This is a genomic window from Lacisediminihabitans sp. FW035, assembly GCF_054880895.1.
Map to the genome: position 1 here is coordinate 163239 of NZ_CM142187.1, position 18578 is coordinate 181816.

Below are 18578 nucleotides of genomic sequence, written 5' to 3' on the forward strand. Positions count from 1 at the left end.
AGCTTATTAGCCATGCTAAGTAGTGGATTCGTGGCCGTCGAAGCGTCGGTGCACCATCCGGGGGTCGGCGAAGAGCCGCCGCACCGCCGCCGGGTCGTTCTCTTCGGTGAGGAAGGTCGTCCAGGTCATGAACCATGCCCACCAGGGCTGGCGGTCAAGGATTTCGGGGGTGGGGAGCACGCCGACCTCACCGAGGGCTATCGGCCGCCCCGCCGCGAGTTCGAGTAACTCGTCGTGATGGGACTGGCGATAGTCGTTCGCGTAGACATCGGCGGCGAGGATGTCGACCACATCGTGTCCCGGATAGAACCCCGCGTAGGGCGCCGCATCGCTCCGCGGAGCATTGGTGTTCCACACCCAGACCAGGTTGTCGAGGTGATGCACCGAGGTGAAGCGCTCATAGAGCTGCCGGTATAGCGCCGCGTGCCCCCGGGGTCCCGGACGGCCGCCCCACCAGAACCAGTCGCCGTTGAGCTCGTGGTACGGACGCCACAACACCGGCACGTTCGCGTCCCGCAGCTGGGCGAGGAACCCCGCGATGACGTCGACCTGGCGCACCCAGCGCTCATGGATCTCGGTGCCCTCGGTGAGCAGGTCGTCCCAGTCGGACGCGTCGAGCATCCCGTTGCAGATGCTGTCGAGGAACGTGACCGGTTCCGCCTCGGTCGGACGCACGGCATGCCACATCAGCGTGATGATCGCGCCGGATCCATGCTGCGTCTTCGCCTCATCGATCACGGCCTGGCGGAAGTTGACGCCGTCCATGTCGCCGTCTTCGGAGAATCCGAAGTCCTGGCCCCAGATGGCCGGATGCGATCCGGTGATCTCGTGCGCCTGCTCGCTGTAGTACGACAGCTCACGAGGAGTGTTGTGCTGGCCGCTCAGGATGCCAGCACCACCGACAGCCGAGACCCGCTCGAGCAACCGCCGAGCTGCCGGCGATGCGTTCGGGTTGACCGGGAGGATCGTCATTCCGACTCGTGCCGTTCGAGCGGGGCATCCCGCTCCGGGGAGAGACCACCTCGCGCGGAACCCCACCCGGCCAAGATCGCTGATACATCCCCTCGCCTCTCCGTGGCGATCGCGTCACCGTACGCGTCCTCGAGGAGCGCATCGATGAAGACGCGCTCGCCGCGCCGGGCCGAGAGCACCGCGGCCTCCACCATCGCCAGGCTGAGGATGTTGGAGTGCACTTCTCCCGACGGCACCCGCCCGGTGCGGATCGAATCGATGAACTCCGCGAGGGAGCCGGCGATGGTCTCGAGGTCGGAGTGGGCGTTCGCGACGAGCGCACGGTCCGTCGCGATGTCGCCCTCCACTGTGGGACTCGTTTCGCCGTCCCACGTCGCGGAACCCCGTGACCCGCTCACTCGCCACGAGCCGTTCCACGAGGTCTCGATTCCCGGGCTGCACCAGCTCCCGACGAAGGTGTAGCGAATGCCGCCGGCGAACTCGAAGATGGCGGTGGTCGCCGCATCGCCGGCGTACCAGCTCCAGGCCGGGTTGAAGCTGTCGCAGTAGACCGAGACCGGATCGGCCTCCAGCAGATAGCGGGCCACATCGAAGGCATGGATCGACATGTCGACGAGCAGGGGACTGTCCATCGAATCACGGAATCCGCCGAAGTGCGGCGCCCGGAAGAATTCGGTGGTGGCGATGCCCACGTCCCCCAGCGCCGCGAGCGATTCCTTGAACTCGGCGAGAACCGGGTAGTAGCGGCGCGACTGGCTCGTCATCAGCAGTTGGCCGGATGCCTCGGATGCCGCCGCGAGAGACAACGCCTGGCTCACCGTGGGTGCTATCGGCTTCTCGCAAAGCACGGGGAGTCCGGCGAACATCGCCTCGGTGTTCACCGGGTGGTGCGCGCCCGGCACGGTCACATTGACGACGGCGTGCGCGCGGGTCGATTCGACGAGCTCGGACAGGCTGGCCGCCACCGCGATCTGGGGATGGCCGACCTCGGCGAGAGCCCGGTGGGCGGCCTCACGGTCGAGGTCGACCAGTCCCACCAGTTCGACCTCTGGCGTGTCGATGAGCAGTTGCAGCCAGACCAGGCCCATCCCTCCCGCTCCGACCTGGATGACCCGCACCGGGGAGGTCGTCTCGCTGAGGGTCGCGAACGCACTCACGGTGCCACCGAGCCCTTGATGGCGTTGCCGTCTGCATCGAATCGGGGGAAGAACTCCCCGGTGTAGACGCGGCTGAGCCGGGGAGGTGTGCGATCCGGTCTGTCGGTGCGTGCCCATTCGACGCCGTTGGCGATCACCCGGCGCACGTCGTCGTGGAAGTACACGGGGTACTCCTGGTCGCCCGGGCTGAAGAAGAAGATGCGGCCGTGGCCGCGTTTCCAGGTGCAGCCGCTGCGAAACACCTCGCCGCCGCTGAAGGAGCTGATGAAGACCAATTCGTCGGGCGCGGGGATGTCGAAGAACTCCCCGTACATCTCCTGCTGCTCGATGATGAGCGGGTGCGGCACGCCCTGGGCGATCGGATGCGTCGGGTCGACGGTCCACACCAGCTCCCGGTCGATCTCTCCCCGCCACCGGAGCGAACACGAGGTGCCCATGAGCTTCTGGAAAATTTTGGAGAAATGGCCGGAATGCAGCACGACGAGGCCGAGCCCGGCGAGGACGTGCCGATGCACGCGCTCGACGATCTCGTCGGCGACCTCTCCGTGTGCCGCGTGTCCCCACCACACCAGCACGTCGGTGGCGGCAAGCCGCTCCTCGGTCAGTCCGTGCTCCGGGTCGTCGAGGGTGACCGTCGTGACCACTGCGCGCTCGCCGAGGTTCGCTTCGATCCCCTCACGGATGGCCCCGTGCATGCCGTTCGGATAGCGCTGAGCTACCGACGGTTCGGTCTGTTCATGACGGTTTTCCCCCCAGACGAGCACAGAGAGGGGCGCGGTTTCGCGGTAAACGGGCATGCGTGAACAGTCCTTTCGGCGGTGACAGGATGTTTTCAGTCGAGCGGAACGGCGAGCTCACCCGATCCGCGCTGGATCAGGCGAGTGGGGATCTCGATCTGCTGGGGAGGGCCGATCGGGTCGTCGAGGCGGGCGACGACGAGACGGGCTGCCTGGCGCCCGAGCTCGGCGGGGTCGTACGCGATCACACTGATGCCCGCGGCATCCGCGAGTTCGAAGTCGTCGAAGCCGATGAAGGCGACGCGGTCGAAATGGTTGCCGAGCGCCCGCACGACTCCGGAGCTCGCCCGGTTGTTGCCGGCGATGATCGCGGTGGGTGGTTCGGACATGGCGAGCAAGTCCCGCACCGACTCCTCGGCCGTCGGTCCGTCGGCATCCTCCAGTCGCTCCCACGGCGACGAGTCGAGGATGCCCGCTTCGCGCAGCGCCTGGCGGTAACCGCGAAGCCGCTCTTGGTGCGTGTAGAGGGAGGCCGGACTGCACACGAAGGCGATGCGCCGGTGACCGGCCCGGATCAGGCCCCGAACCGCTTCGGCAGTGCCCTCGAAATTCTCGAGCACGACGGAGTCGGCGATGAGATTGTGGGCCGGCCGGTCGATGCATACCACCGGCGTGCCGAGCTGGCGCTCGCCCTCGAGATAGGCCTGGTCCGAGGCGATCGGCACCATCAGCAGTGCGCGCACCCGCTGCTTGAGCAGGGTCTCCACGACGCGTTCCTCGCTTGCCGGATCGTCATCGGTGGCGGCGAGGATCATCATGAGACCGTGGCGCGAGAGTTCGCGCTCGATGCCGGCGGCGACGAGGAAATAGAAGGGGTTAGTGAGGTCGCCGATGACGAAGGCGACCGTGTTCGTCACGCTGCCGTGGCGCAGGTTGCGTGCGAGGTGGTTGGGGCGGAAACGCAGCGATCTCGCGGCGCTCAGCACTTTCTCCCGGGTGTCCTGTGACACGTTGCTGCTGCCGAGAACCACCCGCGACACGGTCTTGGGACTCACCCCGGCGAGCCGACCGACGTCCGCGAGGGTGGCGCGGGATTGGGGCGCCGGGGCCGCTGGCAGGGCAGGGGCGCGGTCGATTCCGGGCGGAAAGTCCGCCTCGCTTCCGACCAGCTCGCTGCTGGCCACCGGGTCGATCATGGAGCAACAGTAGCACCGAGGCCGCCAGGCCCGGCTAGATGACAGCGTGGACATCGGTGATCGGGCTTTTAAGCCGGTTACTCGCCGAAATCCCTCAAAATCAGTGACATTTCGGGCATCCACGGCGGAAACGCGTGAATGTGGATTTCATGTCAACGCTGACATTGAGCCTTGACGACCGGGCGATACTGCCTTAGCGTCATCCGGGACGGCGTGCACCACAAGACCGCAGCGCAACTTGGCGACGGCGCTGTCTCGTCAAGGGCGACATAGATCTGGAGACCAAGAGATGGCAAAGAAGCACATCGCGATCGCGGCAGTGGCGGTATCCGCCCTCCTGCTCGCCGGATGCTCGGCCGGGGGCGGTGGATCGGCCGATGGAACACCGTCCGGCGAGATCACCGTTCTCACCAACCGCACCGACCTCATCAAAGACAAGACCTACGCCGGTTACACCGCTGCCTTCGAGAAGCTGTATCCGAAGGTGACCGTCAAGGTGCAGGGAATCACCGACTACGAGGGCCAGGTGACCACGCGCCTCAGCACCAAGAATTACGGCGACGTGCTCGGCATCCCGGCCTCCGTCACTCCCAACCAGCTTCCGCAGTTCTTCGAGCCCCTCGGCGACACGGCGAAGCTCAAGGACAAGTACCGGTTCCTCAACGACAAGTCGTACAAGGGCAAGCAGTACGGCCTTCCCACCTTCGGAAACGCCAACGGCATCCTCTACAACAAGCGCGTCTGGAAAGAGGCCGGCGTCACCAGCCTCCCGAAGACGCCCGACGAGTTCATCGCCGACCTCAAGTTGATCAAGAGCAAGACCGATGCGATCCCGTACTACACCAACTACAAGGACGGCTGGCCGCTCAGCAGCTGGCAGGGGCAGCAGGGCTTTTCAGGAAATGCGGATGTCGTCGCCGACCGCGACAAGGACAAGGCGCCCTGGACGTCGGGCACCGAGCAGTACACCACCGATGCCCTGCTCTACACCGTGGTGCACGACGGCCTGAGCGAACCGGACCCGACCACGACAGCGTGGGAAGGCTCGAAGGGAATGCTCGCCACTGGCAAGGTCGCGACGGCCGTACTCGGTTCCTGGGCGATCGTGCAGTTCCAGCAGGCGGCCAAGGATGCGGGAGCGGACCCGGCCGACATCGGATTCATGCCCATGCCGTATCAGACCGATGGCAAGTTCCACTCGAACATCGGCGGTGACGTCAACCTCGCGGTGAACGTGAACTCCAAGAACAAGCCGGCCGCTCGGGCTTGGGTCGACTGGTTCACGACCAAGTCCACCTTCGCCGAAGACTCTGGTGCCCTGTCACCGCTGGTCGGATCGAAGAACCCGTCAACGCTGCAGGACTTCACCGACGCCGACGTGCAGTATGTGGAGCTCAACCCCGCCAAGAACCCGAGCCTGGATTCGGACATCTACAACAAGGCGCAGATCGACCTGTTCGGCATGCTCTACCGGCAGAAGCTGGTCGACATCGCCCGCGGTGCCGCTCCCGGGGACATGAAGTCCTACTTCGCAGACCTCAACAAGCAATGGGGGGATGCCCTCGCTAGCGTGAAGTCGTAGCGACACGCAGCAGCATCATCGAATTCGACCGACCAACAGAGCAGTTGTGGGGATCCCCCCGGAAGGACAGGCACGATGTCCCAAGTGACTGGCACCACCGGGGGGATCCTCCCCACTGCAGCCGCACCCCTCGCCCGGAAGAAGACCGGCCTACCGCGACGGGGTGTGCGCCAGCGCAGGATCACGCCCTACCTCTTCCTTCTCGCCCCTCTCGCGTTCCTGGTGGTTTTCACCTACATTCCCGCGGTCAACCTGTTCTGGTACAGCGTCACAGACTGGGACGGCATCGACCTCACCAAGAATTTCATCGGTGTCCAGAACTACATCGACATCTTCACTAAGCCGGAGTTCCTCCGGGTCTTCGCGGTCAGCCTGTACTACATCGTGGCGTCGTTCCTGCAGATGGGGTTCGCCCTCTATTTCGCGACCGTGCTGAGTTTCAGCACCCGCCTACGCAACCTGTTCAAGGGCATCCTGTTCTTCCCGACTCTTCTCAACGGGGTCGCAATCGGCCTCATGTTCCTCTATTTCTTCCAGCCGAACGGCACCCTCGACAGCGTGCTCAAGCTGGTCGGGCTCCAGCAGCTCACCGTGCAGTGGCTTGGCAACCCCGACGTGGTGAACATCTCCCTGGCGTCGACATCGATCTGGCGCTACACCGGGCTCAGCTTCATCCTGTTCCTCGGGGCGATCCAGTCGATCCCCGCGTCGCTCTACGAGGCTGCCGATCTCGACGGGGCCAACAAGATCCAGCAGTTCCGCTTCATCATCCTTCCCGGCATCAAACGCATCATCAGCCTCTCGTTCATCCTCGCGATCTCGGGCAGCCTGTCGGTCTTCGAGATCCCGTTCATCATCACCGGGGGCACAAACGGCAGCAGCACATTCGTGATCAAGACGATCCAGCAGGCCTTCACCTACCGGCAGGTCGGACTCGCGTCGGCCATGGCCGTCGTACTGCTGATCATCGTGCTGATCGTGACCGTTATCCAACGGAGACTGGTTCCTGACGACGAGGTGAATCTCACATGACGACGACGACATCGAGGACACAGTCCGAACCTCGGGCACGCAACGCAGTGCCGCCGCGATCGCGACAGGGTCGCGCGGGCATGGTCGGCGGGGCGGTTTCCAAGTACGTGATCCTGGTGGTGGCGAGCGCCGTCACGCTGCTCCCCCTCGTCGTACTGGTGATCACCTCGTTCAAGACCAAACGCGAATTCGCGACCACCGGCCCGTTGCAGTTGCCGGCGAACTGGTTCAACTTCAGCAATTTCGTCACGGCCTTCACCGACGGCAACATGGCGGTCGGCTTCCGCAACACGACCTTCGTGCTCATCGTGTCGCTGTTCGGCACCGTCGTGATCGGATCGATGACCGCCTACGCGGTTGACCGGTTCGAGTTCCGGTTCAAGAAGGTCGTGGTCGGGCTCTTCCTGGTGGCGACCTTGGTGCCCAGCGTCACGACGCAGGTCGCGACCTTCCAGATCGTCAACGGCCTCGGCCTGTACGACAGCCTGTGGTCGCTGATCGCGCTGAACCTCGGCACCGACATCATCTCGATCTACATCTTCGTGCAGTTCATGCAGTCGATTCCCAAAGACGTGGATGAGGCGGCGATGCTCGACGGCGCCAACAAGTTCACGATCTACTGGCGGGTCATCCTCCCCCTTCTGAAGCCGGCGATCGCCACAGTCGTCATCATCAAGGGCATCGCCATCTACAACGAGTTCTACCAGGCCTTCCTCTACGCGCCGTCGCCGGAAAACGCGATGATCTCGACCGCGCTGTTCGCGTTCAAGGGGCCGTACGGCTCGCAGTGGCAGATCATCTCGGCCGGTGCGCTGCTCGTGATCATCCCCACGCTCATCATCTTTCTCGTACTCCAGCGCTTCATCTACAACGGATTCACCCAGGGGGCAACCAAATGAGCACCACAACGACCACGGTCGCCGAGTCGAAGACCACGCGCGCTCTCCACGACGGCTGGTCCGTTCGAGCCGTGGGAGGCCCGGCACCGGCACAGCTCGCCGGGCGTTCCTTCGCCGCCACGGTTCCCGGCAGCATCCACACCGACCTGCTGGCGGCGGGCATCATCGACGATCCGTACCTCGACGACAACGAGCACCTCCAGGCCTGGATCGGCGCGTGCGACTGGGAGTACCGCACGACCTTCGAGTGGGCCGACGATGGCAGGGAGGTGGCCGAGCTCGTCTTCGAGGGTCTCGACACCATCGCGCGGGTCGAGCTCAACGGCGCGGTGATCGCCGAGACCCGCAACATGCACCGCACCTATCGCTTCGCGGTGCGATCGCTGCTTCGTGCCGGGCAGAACGAGCTCACCGTCACCTTCGCGTCGCCGGTGCGTTATGCCGATCGCGAGAGCCTCGAGCAGGGTTACCGCCCGCACGTCAACCACCATCCCTACAACTCGATCCGCAAGATGGCCTGTAGCTTCGGCTGGGACTGGGGACCGGATACCGCGAGCGTCGGCCTCTGGCGTCCGGTCACGCTGCAGACCTGGTCGGGAGCGCGGCTCGACTCCGTGCGGCCGACGGTAACGATGGACGGTCCGGACGGCGTCGCGACCGTGCGCGTCGAGATCGCGGCACCCGCCGCCGCGTCCGGATATTCGGCGCGGGTCACCGTCGGCACGGTGTCGTCCACCGTGGGGTTCGAGCAGGGCGAGACCGTGGCCGAGGCACGGATCGTGGTTCCGGGCGCCGAGCGGTGGTGGCCGATCGGTCACGGCGAGCATCCGCTCTACGATCTCGACGTCGTGCTCGAGGGTGAAGACGTGCTGCGCGATAGCTGGCACGGTCGCCTCGGTTTCCGCACCGTGAGGGTCGACACCGAACCCGACGCCGCAGGCACACCGTTCACGATCCTCGTCAACGAGCGACCCGTCTTCATCAAGGGCGCCAACTGGATTCCCGACGATGCCTTCGTGCACCGGGTCGACCGGGCGCGGTACGAGGAGCGGATCCTTCAGGCCGCGGGCGCCAACATCAACCTGCTGCGGGTCTGGGGCGGCGGCATCTACGAGAGCGACGACTTCTATGACGTCTGCGACGAGCAGGGGATCCTCACCTGGCAGGACTTCCTGTTCGCCTGTGCGGCCTACTCCGAGGAAGAACCGATGCGCTCAGAGGTGGAGGCCGAAGCGAGGGACAACATCGTGCGGCTGATGCCGCACCCGAGTCTCGTGATCTGGAACGGAAGCAACGAGAACATCTGGGGCTACCAGGAGTGGGGCTGGGAGAAGCGACTCGGCGATCGCAGCTGGGGGCTCGGCTACTACCTCGACCTGCTTCCCCGCCTTCTCTCCGAGCTCGACCCCGGCCGCCCGTACACCCCGAGCAGCCCGTTCTCGCCGAGCGACGAGTACTACCCGAACGATCCCGAGCACGGCTCGGTGCACCTGTGGGAGCTCTGGAACCGGCAGGACTATCCCCACTATCGTGACCACAGCCCGCGGTTCGTCGGGGAGTTCGGCTGGCAGGGGCCGCCGACCTGGTCGACGATGACCCGCTCGATCTCCGACTCCCCGCTCACGCCGGAGTCACCCGGCATGCTCGTGCACCAGAAGGCCCAGGACGGCAACGTCAAGCTGATCGACGGGTTGGTGGCGCACCTGCCATTGCCCGACGACATCGACGACTGGCACTGGGCGATGTCGCTCAACCAGGCCGTCGCCGTGCAGACCGGCATCGAGCACTTCCGCTCGCTCTCCCCGCACTGCATGGGATCGATCGTCTGGCAGCTCAACGACTGTTGGCCGGTGACCTCGTGGGCCGCCGTCGACGGGGATGGTCGGCCGAAGCCTCTCCTGTATGCGATCACGCACGCCTACGCCGACAGGTTGCTCACCCTCCAACCCCGCGCCGACGCCGTGGTCGCCAGCGCCGTGAACGACACCGACGAGGCCTGGTCCGGCCAGGCTGTCGTGCGCCGCCTGCGATTCGACGGCACCGAACTCGCGGCGACCGCGGTCGCCGTCGATGCCCCGCCCCGAACGACGGCGACCATCCATGTGGATCTCGCGGTCACGACCCCGGATGACGCGGCATCCGAATTCCTCGAAGTGACGCTCGGCGACCGGCGGGCACTGTGGTTCTTCGCCGAGTATCGCGACTCGCAACTCGAGGCGCCGCGCCTCGAGGTCACCGCGCACCGCGTCGACGGCGGCTACGCGGTGACCGTGACGGCAGCGAACCTCGTGCGGGATCTCGCGCTCCTCGTCGACAAGATCGACGGCAGCGCCCGCGTCGACGACCAGCTCGTCACCCTGCTCGCCGGCGAGAGCGTCGTCTTCACGGTGACCGCCGCCGCTGGCATCGATGATGCCGTGTGGTCGGATCCCACGATTTTGCGCAGCGCGAACCAGCTCGTGGCGCAGGCATGACCGGGGATCTGAGCACCGAGCAGTTCTGCGGCATGACCTGGGGCTGGACGGGCGTGCGCGGCACCTGGGCGACCCCGCAGGCCGAGCGGTCGCTTTCCGCCCTCGTCGACCTCGACGCCAACTGGGTCGGGATCGCCTTCGGGGCGCTCCAGGCGACGGCACAGTCGACCGACATCCGCTTCGCCGATGAGCCGACGGTGACCGACGACGAGGTGCGCTGGGCCATTCGCGAGGCGAAGGCCAAGGGACTCAAGGTCTGCCTCAAGCCCGTGGTGAACGTTGCCGACGGCACCTGGCGCGCTTTCATCGGCTTCTTCGACGAGGAGGTGCCTGGCGAGCCGAGCTGGGCCGAGTGGTTCGCCTCCTTCACGAGGTTCGTGCTGCACTACGCCCGCATCGCGCACGAGGAGGGCTGCGAGATGCTGTGCATCGGGTGCGAGATGGTGCAGACCGACAAAAGGGATGCCGAGTGGCGCACGCTCATTGCGGAGGTGCGCGCCGCCTATAGCGGCCTCGTCACCTACAACAGCGACAAGTACCAGGAGCACCGGGTCACCTGGTGGGACGCGGTCGACATCATCTCCTCGAGCGGGTACTACCCGCTCGGCGAATGGGACACCCAGCTCGACCGGATCGGCACCGTCGTCGAGCGGGAGAACAAGCCATTCTTCTTCATGGAGTCCGGATGCCCGAGCCGGGTGGGGTCCTCCGCCCGCCCCAACGACTGGACCCTGGCGGGAGCGGTCTCGCTCGAAGAGCAGGCCGCGTGGTACCGCGATGCCTTCGAGACCTGCGCGAAACGGCCGTGGGTGCAGGGCTTCATGCTCTGGGACTGGCCACCCGTGCTCTACGCGCGGGAGGCCGCCGCGACCGACGACGACTACTGCATCTACGGCAAGCCGGCGGAAGAGGTCGTTCGGCAGCACTACGCCGCCCGCCGACGATGATCGACCTGTCGCCGTGACCGGGCTTCGCGCGTCCGGAGCGGATGCCACGCGCCCCGGCCGCACCCTGCTCGGGTGGTTGCGACCGTTCCGCACCCGCATCCTGCTGTCGATGCTCGTCTTCGGGGTCAAGGACAGCCCGCAGTGGGTGCTGCCGGTGATCACCGCAGCGGTGATCGACATCGTTGTCTCGCACGGCCAGCCCCAGCAACTGCTGTGGCTGCTGGCAGCGGCGCTCGTGATCCTGATGCAGAACTTCCCCACCAACATCGTCTTCGTGACCCTCTACATGGGCAGCGTGCGCCAGCTCGCCGTCGACATCCGCAACCGCCTGACGCACCAGCTGCAGGAACTCACCATCGGGTACCACTCGCGTGCGAGCTCGTCGATCATCCAGACCAAGATCATCCGGGATGTCGAGAACATCGAGTTGATGATGCAGCAGACCGCCCAGACCGGCTTCTCCGCGTTCTTCGTGCTCGCCGGCGCCATCGTCGTCACCGCCCTGCGCGTTCCCGCCTTTGTGCCGGTCTTCTTCATCGCCGTGCCGGTCGCGGCGCTGCTCGTGCGGGGACTGCGTCGGCGGTCCAACGCCCGCAACGAGCAGTTCCGCCACACGGTGGAGCACCTCTCGGCGCGAGTCGGCGAGATGTCGACCCTGATGCCCATCACCCGGGCGCACGGCCTCGAATCGGATGCCGCGGACCGCGTCGGCCGCAGTGCAGAGGGCGTGCGCGACGCAGGCCTCAAGCTGGACAGGCTGAACGGCTCCTTCGGCGCCCTGAGCTGGATCTCGTACCAGTCGCTCGGGGTGCTCTGCCTCACCGGGGCGGCACTGGCCTCCCTCACCGGATTCATCCCCATCACCCCCGGCGAGGTCGTGCTGCTCAGCACCTACTTCACGATCCTCACCGGCAGCATCGTCGCACTGCTGTCGCTCGCCCCGATCATCACGCGGGGCATCGAGTCGGTGAAGTCGATCTGCGAGGTGCTCGAGGAGCCGGACATCGAGGCGAACAATGGAAAGGCGGTCGTCTCCTCGCTGGACGGCGACCTGCGCCTCGAGAACGTGGGCTTCGAGCATGCCGATGGCGTGCGTCCCGTGCTCTCCGGCATCGATCTGCACATCCGGCGCGGCGAGACGATCGCATTCGTCGGTCCCTCGGGGTCGGGCAAGTCGACTCTGCTCAATCTCGTCCTCGGCTTCCTGCGCCCCACCGAGGGACGCATCCTCTTCGACGGCCGGGACATGGCCGAGCTCGACATGCGCACCCTGCGGTCCTTCGTCGCGGTCGTTCCCCAGGAGTCCGTTCTCTTCGAAGGAAGCGTGCGTGACAACATCACCCACGGGCTGGTGGGAGCGAGCAATGACGAGGTGCGCCAGGCGCTGGCCGACGCCAACGCGACCGAGATCGTCGCCGATATGGCCGAGGGCTGGGACACGATCGTGGGCGAACGCGGATCGCGACTGTCCGGGGGCCAGCGCCAGCGTTTCGCGATCGCCCGCGCGCTCATCCGCGATCCCCGCATCCTGCTGCTGGATGAGGCGACGTCCGCGCTCGACGGTGAGTCCGAGCGCCTGGTGCAGCAGGCACTCCAGCGGTTGATCGGCGGCCGCACCACCCTCATCGTCGCGCACCGGCTCTCGACGATCCGTTCGGCCGACCGCATCGTCGTGCTCGACCACGGTCGCATCGCGGAGGTCGGCTCGCACGATGAGCTCCTCGCGCTCGACGGCCGGTATCGGCGACTCGTGGAGGCGCAGAGCACGTGACGTCGGCCGGCCGTACGGAAGGCGGGTGCGGCTTCCTCCAGCGGTGCTGCCGTGAGTGACACGGGCGCCTGCCCTTTCCGGCGCGAGTGTCACCCAGCGGCGCGCTGAAGGCACAGCGCCTACCGCGAGAGCCGGATCCGCGGGGACTGGCCCTTCAGTGCACCCTGCGCTCTACACTGGAGCACTCGAGAATACGTCCGTTGCCAGGAGGCCCGATGGTCCAGTTCACCGCCGCACGGCAGGAGCGCACCTTCGTCGATTCCGACGGCGTGACGATCCACTTCTTCCACTGGAAGGTCGGCACGCCGGTGGGCGTCGTGCAGATCGCCCACGGTCTCGGTGAGTACGCCGCGCGGTATGAAGAGCTCGCCCAGAAACTCGTCTCCGCCGGATACTCCGTCTACGCCGACGACCACCGCGGGCACGGCCAGACCGGCCTCGAGCAGTGGGGCGGCGACCACTCGCAGCTCGGCAAGCTCGGCCCCGGCGGCATCCGCTCCACCATCCGTTCGGTGCGCGAGCTGCTGCCGATCATCCGCGACGAGAACGCCGGGGTGCCGCTCGCCCTTCTCGGCCACAGCTGGGGCTCACTCATCGCGCAATCGATCATCAACGAACACGCCGACGACTACGAGGCACTGATCCTCACCGGCACCGCCTACCGCACTCTTGTTCACATGAACGGCGGCGATCTCGCAAAGAAGCACGCGCACCTCGGCACCACCGGCTACGAGTGGCTGAGCCGGGACCAGTCGGTCGGACAGGCCTTCCTCGACGATCCCCTCACATTCAAGGCCAACGGCATGAAGCTGTTCGGCGTCGCTGACAGCCTGCGCCTCCTCGGCCGCCCGGCCAAGAATCTCGCCCATGACATCCCGGTGCTCATCCAGATCGGCAGCGAAGATACCCTCGGCGGCGTGCACAGTGCCGAGTTGCTCGCCCAGGCCTACCTCACCCGGTCGAAGCTCAGCGATGTGAAGCTCATCATCTACACGGATGCCCGCCACGAGGTCTTCAACGAGACCAACCGCGAAGAGGTCATCGCCGACACGATCGACTGGCTGAAGACCCACCTCACGCCCGAGTAGACCCACCCCGGCCTTCATCCATCGTCACGGCCCTAGGCTGGAATCCGCTCGACGAAAGGCACAGCAATGCACGGTGAGTACAAGGTCCCCGGCGGAAAACTCGTGGTCGTCGATCTCGACGTGATCGACCACCGCATCGCCAACTTCCGACTGGCCGGCGATTTCTTCCTCGAACCCGACGACGCCCTCGCCCTGATCAACGAGGCGGTCAACGGCCTCTCCGAAGACAGCGACGCCTCCACGATCTCGTTCGCGGTGCAGGGTGCGCTGCCCGACGACGTGATCATGCTCGGGTTCTCCCCGGATGCCGTCGCCGTAGCGGTGCGACGCTCGCTCGCCCGAGCCACCAGCTGGACCGACTACGACTGGCAGCTCATCCACGGCGCCGCCTATCCGCCCGTCCTGCAGATGGCGCTCGACCAGGTGCTCTCGGAGGAGGTCGGCGCCGGCCGCCGCAAGCCCACCCTGCGTATCTGGGAGTGGAACGAACCCGGCGTCGTGATCGGCAGCTTCCAGTCGGTGAAGAACGAGGTCGACCTCGACAACGCCGCGAAGTACGGCTTCCAGGTGGTGCGACGCGTCAGCGGTGGGGGAGCGATGTTCATGGAGGCCGGCTCCGTGATCACTTATTCGATCTATGCGCCGACCGATCTCGTGCACGGCATGACTTTCGCCGACTCCTACGCCTTCCTCGACGAGTGGGTGATCACCGCGCTCAAATCTCTCGGGATCGATGCCTCCTACCAGCCGCTCAACGACATCACGAGCCCGACGGGGAAGATCGGCGGCGCGGCCCAGAAGAGACTCGGAACCGGCGCGGTGCTCCATCACGTCACCATGAGCTACGACATGGACGGCGACCGCATGGTGGAGGTGCTGCGCATCGGCCGCGAGAAGATGAGCGACAAGGGCACGAAGAGTGCGAACAAGCGCGTCGATCCACTGCGCAGCCAGACCGGGCTCAGTCGGGCGGAGATCATCGAGCGCATGGAGCAGACCTTCACCCGCCTGTATGGCGCGACGCCCGATGACGTGACCCCGGAGGAACTCGCCCGCGCGCAGCAGCTCGTGGAAGAGAAGTTCGCGACCGAAGACTGGCTCTACCGGGTGCCCTGAGCTCGCGATATCCACCGGAGGGATGACCCGATCGCCCGCCCGATCACGTAGCCTTGACCGGTGAACTGGTGGATCTTCGGGGGTGTTGTCGTCGGCCTTGTGCTGTTCGGCATCCTCGGCCAACGCTTCGGCCTCATCGACATCGTCGGTAAGAGCAAGGCCCGCAGTGCCGGAAACGGCGCCGGTCTCATGGGCATCGGCGACGAGATCTTCGCACCCGCCCGGCACGAAGCCGCGATCGAGATGGACCGCCAGACCATCCTGCCGGCCCCCGCTCCGCTCGCCGGAGATCCGGTGCGCCCCTCACAGGAGGCCGGGATCTACCGCGGCCGGGTCGTCATCGACCTCACGCGCACTCCCCGCGAGTAGCGCCGCGCGCCCACGCCGGGTGATTCGGCCCCGCCGATCGAACTCGTCGAGTGCTGGGCCCCTGTTGGGAGGCCAAGCGGGCGTTAGCGTGCTGCTGAGAGCGGACGACTCCGCTGACACGCCCAACGCCCGCGGCGACACGCCGGCCCGTCGTGTACCCATCCGCCGTCAGCCATCCCGGCGGGGAGGAGCAGCGTCAGGGCGTCGGCGCGATCGGGGCATCAGCGTCCCGCACGCGCCTCAGCGTCCCAACATCCGCGGTCGCGGGAATCTCCGGTAAATCTGCTGTTCAGCAGCCCCTTCGTCCACAATTTGCTGTTGGACCGACACTCGCAGGATGCCGGTACCGAAGGGGAGCCGAAGGGAAAAGTTCAGACGCGCTGCTCGAGCTCCTGGTACTCCGGATGGCGGCTGAGCCAGGTCACCACGTACGGGCACTCGGCCACGACGCGGTAGTCGGTCTCCGTGCGAATCGCGTCGAGCACGCCCTGCACCATCTCCGACGCGAGGCCGGCGCCCCGCATCGACGGGTCGATCTCGGTATGGGTGATGTGGATGTCACGGTCCACGAGCTGATAGTCGGTGAGTCCGACCTCGACGCCGTCTTTGGTGAAGACGTAACGGTTCTGGGCTGGCAGGTGCTGCACGACACTGGACATCACACGAGACTACGGTCGGCGACCGGGCAGCGCAAAGGGATTGACTTGTCTGTGCGGGAGAATAGGCAGATGCCCGCCGCCTGGACGCCCGAATCGCCCGACCGCGTGATCCACGGCGACAATCTCGAGGCCGTCGCAGCCCTTCCCGACGGAGCATTCACCGTGGTCTACCTCGACCCGCCTTTCAATACCGGGCGTTCGCAGGCCCGGCAGTCCACGACGAGCGTGCGCAGCGCATCCGGTCCGATCCGGGGGTTCAAGGGACAGCAATACGAGCGCATCCGGGGGGACCTGATGAGCTACGACGACCGTTTCGAGGACTACTGGACCTTCCTCGAGCCGCGCCTCGCGGAAGCCTGGCGCCTGCTCGCCGACGACGGAACGCTCTACCTCCACCTCGACTATCGCGAGGCACACTACGCCAAGGTGCTCCTCGACGCGCTCTTCGGCCGTGAGAGCTTTCTCAACGAGATCATCTGGGCCTACGACTACGGCGCCAAGTCCAAGAGCCGCTGGCCGGCGAAGCACGACACGATCCTCGTCTACGTGAAGAATCCCAAGGGCTACTACTTCGACTCGACCGCCGTCGACCGCGAGCCCTACATGGCGCCCGGGCTCGTCACGCCCGAGAAAGTGGCGCTCGGCAAGCTGCCGACGGATGTCTGGTGGCACACGATCGTCTCGCCGACCGGCCGTGAGAAGACCGGCTATCCCACACAGAAGCCCGAGGGCGTGCTGCGCCGGATCATCCAGGCATCGAGCCGGGAGGGGGACTGGGTACTCGACTTCTTCGCCGGTTCCGGCACGACCGGTGCCGTCGCGGCCTCTCTCGGCCGACGGTTCGTGCTCGTCGACGAGAGCGCGGATGCCCTCTCGGTGATCCGCGCGCGGCTCACGAAGGCGGGCGTCGCGTTCGAGTAGCGGCGCCCCTCAGTCGACGCTCACCCACACCAGCGGTCGGGGTTCACCTTGGCCGGCCCAGGTGCCGGTGATCGAGTGCTTCGCGCCAGCGACCGGAGTGACGGCCGGGTCGAGCACCCGAGCCAAGACGATCCGAAGACCACCGGACTCGATCTCGGTGGTGCCGATTCCGTGCCGGGGGGAGATCTCTCCGACGAGCTCGGGAACGGCGCCCCCGGCGCGCCCGGTGCCGACCACGTGAGCCGAGGATTCCCGCCCGACCCTCTCTCCGTCCACCTCGAAGTACTCGTCGGCCTGTATGCCGCCGGTGAGCGCCGTCACCACCACCGCGGCGAGATAGACGGGATCCCCGGTGCCGTCGTAGACCCACCGTCGCCCAAGCACCGAGTGCTCCGTGGTGCCGATGAGCGATCCGGCATTCTCGGCCAGCGGCGCTCCGCGGTAGGTGAGCGGAATCTGCAATACGGTTCCGTCATCGACGCCGACGATTATGGTCTCGACGCCGACCTCGCCGTCCGGGTCATCGAATCGGAACGATGCCAGGTTCGTGAGAACCGAGGTCTCGCTCCCGGTGAACCATGGCTGGGTCGGTGCCCAGGCGGAGATCAGCTCGATCTTGGATGGACGCAGTTCGGCGCGGTGCAGGAGGGCCATGGTCTCGATTGTAAGCAGCATCGAACCGATGCCGTTCGGTTCGGAGCCCGTTCACCCGCCGATCGAATCCAGCTCCTCGACCGCGTCGGCGGGTAGCTCGAGCGCAGCACCGGCCACATTTTCGTGGAGGTGGGCCACGGAGGAGGTGCCGGGAATCAGCAGGATGTTGGGCGAGCGGTGAAGCAGCCAGGCCAGCGCCACCGCCATCGGGGATGCCTCAAGGCGCAGGGCGACGGCGTCGAGCACGTGCGATTGCAGGGGGGTGAATCCGCCGAGCGGGAAGTAGGGCACGTAGGAGATGCCCTGCGCGGCGAGAGAGTCGACGAGCGCGTCATCCTGGCGATTCGCGATGTTGTAGAGGTTCTGCACCGTGACGATCGGGGCGATGGACTGCGCTTCGGCCACCTGCTCGGCAGTGACGGTGCTGACGCCGAGGTGTCTGATCAGGCCTTCCTGCTGCAGTTCGGCCAGGGCGGTGAACGGCTCGGCGATGGAGCCGGGGGTCGGCCCCTCCACCGCTCCCACCCGGAGGTTGACCACGTCGAGCACGTCGAGACCGAGGTGTTCGAGGTTGTCGTGAACGGCTTGGCGCAATTGCTCCCGCGACCTCGCGTGGGGCCAGTTGCCCTCCGCATCCCGACGCGACCCGACCTTGGTGACGATGTGCAGCTGCGAGGGATAGGGATGCAGCGCCTCCCTGATGATCTCGTTGGTCACGTAGGGGCCGTAGAAGTCCGAGGTATCGATGTGCGTGATCCCGAGGTCGACGACGGTTCGGAGCACCTCGACGGCTCCGAGCCGGTCGGCGGGCGGGCCGAACACCCGCGGGCCGGCGAGTTGCATCGCTCCGTATCCCACGCGAGTGAGGGTGAGGTCGTCGGCGAGGGTGAAGGTGCCCCCGGCAAGAGTGGGTGTCGTCATGACAATCCTTTCAGTCGTGCGTGAGTCCACTCTCCTCCCGGCGCCCGGCCGCAGCGAGGGTTCCCGGTGTCCTGGGAGCACGA

17 protein-coding genes are annotated in these 18578 nt (G+C 66.2%); 10 read left to right on the plus strand and 7 right to left on the minus strand.

The window, feature by feature from the left end:
* Positions 1-15: 15 nt before the first annotated feature.
* From ACVXZ4_RS00775 to ACVXZ4_RS00790, 4 genes are read right to left on the minus strand one after another with little or no spacing between them, the layout of a single operon-like run.
* On the minus strand, positions 16-972 hold the full coding sequence (locus ACVXZ4_RS00775) for a glycoside hydrolase family 26 protein (RefSeq protein ID WP_461796354.1): 957 nt from the start codon (positions 970-972) through the stop codon (positions 16-18).
* The gene (locus tag ACVXZ4_RS00780; protein WP_461796355.1) at positions 969-2129 is read right to left on the minus strand and encodes a Gfo/Idh/MocA family protein; all 1161 of its coding nucleotides are present in this window, start codon (positions 2127-2129) and stop codon (positions 969-971) included. The genes ACVXZ4_RS00775 and ACVXZ4_RS00780 overlap by 4 nt, the downstream gene beginning before the upstream one ends.
* Positions 2126-2926 carry a ThuA domain-containing protein gene (locus tag ACVXZ4_RS00785; RefSeq protein ID WP_461796356.1) on the minus strand — a complete coding sequence of 267 codons (801 nt, stop codon included), beginning with the start codon at positions 2924-2926 and terminating at the stop codon, positions 2126-2128. Before ACVXZ4_RS00785 ends, ACVXZ4_RS00780 begins: the two co-directional genes overlap by 4 nt.
* A gap of 35 nt (positions 2927-2961) precedes the next feature.
* Complete coding sequence (locus ACVXZ4_RS00790) at positions 2962-4062, minus strand: LacI family DNA-binding transcriptional regulator (protein WP_461796357.1); 1101 nt, start codon at positions 4060-4062, stop codon at positions 2962-2964.
* 289 nt (positions 4063-4351) lie between these two features.
* Between ACVXZ4_RS00790 and ACVXZ4_RS00795 the strand changes: the two genes are divergently transcribed.
* The 9 genes from ACVXZ4_RS00795 (at position 4352) to ACVXZ4_RS00835 (ending at position 15340) form a co-directional block, all read left to right on the plus strand.
* On the plus strand, positions 4352-5644 hold the full coding sequence (locus ACVXZ4_RS00795; protein WP_461796358.1) for an ABC transporter substrate-binding protein: 1293 nt from the start codon (positions 4352-4354) through the stop codon (positions 5642-5644).
* Between the two features lie 75 nt (positions 5645-5719).
* Positions 5720-6676, plus strand: coding sequence for a carbohydrate ABC transporter permease (locus ACVXZ4_RS00800; RefSeq protein WP_461796359.1), 957 nt, complete (start codon positions 5720-5722; stop codon positions 6674-6676).
* Positions 6677-6756: 80 nt separating this feature from the next.
* Positions 6757-7575, plus strand: coding sequence for a carbohydrate ABC transporter permease (locus ACVXZ4_RS00805; RefSeq protein WP_461796360.1), 819 nt, complete (start codon positions 6757-6759; stop codon positions 7573-7575).
* Positions 7572-10049, plus strand: coding sequence for a glycoside hydrolase family 2 protein (locus tag ACVXZ4_RS00810; RefSeq protein ID WP_461796361.1), 2478 nt, complete (start codon positions 7572-7574; stop codon positions 10047-10049). The genes ACVXZ4_RS00805 and ACVXZ4_RS00810 overlap by 4 nt, the downstream gene beginning before the upstream one ends.
* Positions 10046-10996, plus strand: a complete 951-nt coding sequence (locus ACVXZ4_RS00815) for a glycoside hydrolase family 113 (RefSeq protein WP_461796362.1) — start codon at positions 10046-10048, stop codon at positions 10994-10996. Before ACVXZ4_RS00810 ends, ACVXZ4_RS00815 begins: the two co-directional genes overlap by 4 nt.
* Before the next feature lie 13 nt (positions 10997-11009).
* A complete protein-coding gene (locus ACVXZ4_RS00820) occupies positions 11010-12767 on the plus strand; it encodes an ABC transporter ATP-binding protein (RefSeq protein ID WP_461796363.1) in 1758 nt (585 codons plus the stop codon).
* Between the two features lie 215 nt (positions 12768-12982).
* Complete coding sequence (locus tag ACVXZ4_RS00825; protein ID WP_461796364.1) at positions 12983-13855, plus strand: alpha/beta hydrolase; 873 nt, start codon at positions 12983-12985, stop codon at positions 13853-13855.
* A gap of 66 nt (positions 13856-13921) precedes the next feature.
* Positions 13922-14971: a lipoate--protein ligase family protein gene (locus ACVXZ4_RS00830; protein ID WP_461796365.1), complete on the plus strand. Its 1050-nt coding sequence runs from the start codon at positions 13922-13924 to the stop codon at positions 14969-14971.
* 60 nt (positions 14972-15031) lie between these two features.
* Positions 15032-15340, plus strand: a complete 309-nt coding sequence (locus ACVXZ4_RS00835) for a hypothetical protein (RefSeq protein WP_461796366.1) — start codon at positions 15032-15034, stop codon at positions 15338-15340.
* A 371-nt stretch (positions 15341-15711) separates the two neighbouring features.
* Here ACVXZ4_RS00835 and ACVXZ4_RS00840 read toward each other — a convergent pair whose 3' ends face one another.
* Positions 15712-15999 carry a GNAT family N-acetyltransferase gene (locus tag ACVXZ4_RS00840; RefSeq protein WP_461796367.1) on the minus strand — a complete coding sequence of 96 codons (288 nt, stop codon included), beginning with the start codon at positions 15997-15999 and terminating at the stop codon, positions 15712-15714.
* A 69-nt stretch (positions 16000-16068) separates the two neighbouring features.
* On the opposite strand from ACVXZ4_RS00840, the gene ACVXZ4_RS00845 reads away from it, so the two are divergent.
* Positions 16069-16920: a DNA-methyltransferase gene (locus ACVXZ4_RS00845; RefSeq protein WP_461796368.1), complete on the plus strand. Its 852-nt coding sequence runs from the start codon at positions 16069-16071 to the stop codon at positions 16918-16920.
* A gap of 9 nt (positions 16921-16929) precedes the next feature.
* Here the strand turns inward: ACVXZ4_RS00845 and ACVXZ4_RS00850 are convergent, their stop codons facing one another.
* Together ACVXZ4_RS00850 and ACVXZ4_RS00855 are read right to left on the minus strand one after the other, a co-directional pair.
* The gene (locus ACVXZ4_RS00850; protein ID WP_461796369.1) at positions 16930-17574 is read right to left on the minus strand and encodes a CG0192-related protein; all 645 of its coding nucleotides are present in this window, start codon (positions 17572-17574) and stop codon (positions 16930-16932) included.
* Positions 17575-17625: 51 nt separating this feature from the next.
* Complete coding sequence (locus ACVXZ4_RS00855; protein WP_461796370.1) at positions 17626-18495, minus strand: aldo/keto reductase family oxidoreductase; 870 nt, start codon at positions 18493-18495, stop codon at positions 17626-17628.
* Between the last annotated feature and the right edge of the window lie 83 nt (positions 18496-18578).

What these genes read in the sequence shown, in the direction of transcription:
- ACVXZ4_RS00790 (WP_461796357.1), bottom strand. Translation starts at nt 4,062, where the DNA reads ATGATCGACCCGGTGGCCAGCAGCGAGCTGGTCGGAAGCGAGGCGGAC.
- ACVXZ4_RS00810 (WP_461796361.1), top strand. Translation starts at nt 7,572, where the DNA reads ATGAGCACCACAACGACCACGGTCGCCGAGTCGAAGACCACGCGCGCT.
- ACVXZ4_RS00840 (WP_461796367.1), bottom strand. Translation starts at nt 15,999, where the DNA reads ATGTCCAGTGTCGTGCAGCACCTGCCAGCCCAGAACCGTTACGTCTTC.
- ACVXZ4_RS00825 (WP_461796364.1), top strand. Translation starts at nt 12,983, where the DNA reads ATGGTCCAGTTCACCGCCGCACGGCAGGAGCGCACCTTCGTCGATTCC.
- ACVXZ4_RS00850 (WP_461796369.1), bottom strand. Translation starts at nt 17,574, where the DNA reads ATGGCCCTCCTGCACCGCGCCGAACTGCGTCCATCCAAGATCGAGCTG.
- ACVXZ4_RS00775 (WP_461796354.1), bottom strand. Translation starts at nt 972, where the DNA reads ATGACGATCCTCCCGGTCAACCCGAACGCATCGCCGGCAGCTCGGCGG.
- ACVXZ4_RS00800 (WP_461796359.1), top strand. Translation starts at nt 5,720, where the DNA reads ATGTCCCAAGTGACTGGCACCACCGGGGGGATCCTCCCCACTGCAGCC.
- ACVXZ4_RS00795 (WP_461796358.1), top strand. Translation starts at nt 4,352, where the DNA reads ATGGCAAAGAAGCACATCGCGATCGCGGCAGTGGCGGTATCCGCCCTC.
- ACVXZ4_RS00830 (WP_461796365.1), top strand. Translation starts at nt 13,922, where the DNA reads ATGCACGGTGAGTACAAGGTCCCCGGCGGAAAACTCGTGGTCGTCGAT.
- ACVXZ4_RS00815 (WP_461796362.1), top strand. Translation starts at nt 10,046, where the DNA reads ATGACCGGGGATCTGAGCACCGAGCAGTTCTGCGGCATGACCTGGGGC.
- ACVXZ4_RS00805 (WP_461796360.1), top strand. Translation starts at nt 6,757, where the DNA reads ATGGTCGGCGGGGCGGTTTCCAAGTACGTGATCCTGGTGGTGGCGAGC.
- ACVXZ4_RS00785 (WP_461796356.1), bottom strand. Translation starts at nt 2,926, where the DNA reads ATGCCCGTTTACCGCGAAACCGCGCCCCTCTCTGTGCTCGTCTGGGGG.
- ACVXZ4_RS00855 (WP_461796370.1), bottom strand. Translation starts at nt 18,495, where the DNA reads ATGACGACACCCACTCTTGCCGGGGGCACCTTCACCCTCGCCGACGAC.
- ACVXZ4_RS00845 (WP_461796368.1), top strand. Translation starts at nt 16,069, where the DNA reads ATGCCCGCCGCCTGGACGCCCGAATCGCCCGACCGCGTGATCCACGGC.